Origin of the sequence: Pseudomonas huaxiensis, from assembly GCF_003231275.1 — a bacterium.
GTDB classification, from domain to species: Bacteria; Pseudomonadota; Gammaproteobacteria; order Pseudomonadales; family Pseudomonadaceae; genus Aquipseudomonas; species Aquipseudomonas huaxiensis.
The window spans coordinates 1-325 of the sequence record NZ_QKVL01000204.1 but is presented as its reverse complement, the minus strand read 5'-3'; the positions used below and the strand labels follow the sequence as shown (position 1 = coordinate 325).

Here is a 325-nt window from a genome sequence, read left to right as displayed (position 1 = left end):
ATTGGCCAAGGTGATGACCAGCGGAGCACCAGTCACTGGTGCGGTAACCGAAGCGGTGTAAGTAACGACGCCGCCTTCAACAGCGCTGGCAGTCGCCGTCAGCGTGACGGTCGAGGTATCAATCGAATCCGTTACAGCGGTGACTGCGGCAGTCGGGCTGACCTCGAGGTGCTCGAAATCGCCGCCAGTGGTGCCAGTGATGGTCACGCTGACGCTGCCGGCATCCACATAAACAGTGTCTTTCGGTGCGGCGAAGGTGACAGAACCTTCAGTCGCATCCTTGGCAATGGTGATGGTTTCACCATTGCTCAAGGTGATCTTCATT

General features: G+C 57.5%; 1 protein-coding gene. It reads right to left on the bottom strand.

All coding sequences use genetic code 11. The features are described from left to right. A partial coding sequence (locus DM374_RS32895) for an immunoglobulin-like domain-containing protein (RefSeq protein WP_157969836.1) occupies positions 1-325 on the bottom strand: 325 nt, incomplete at both ends.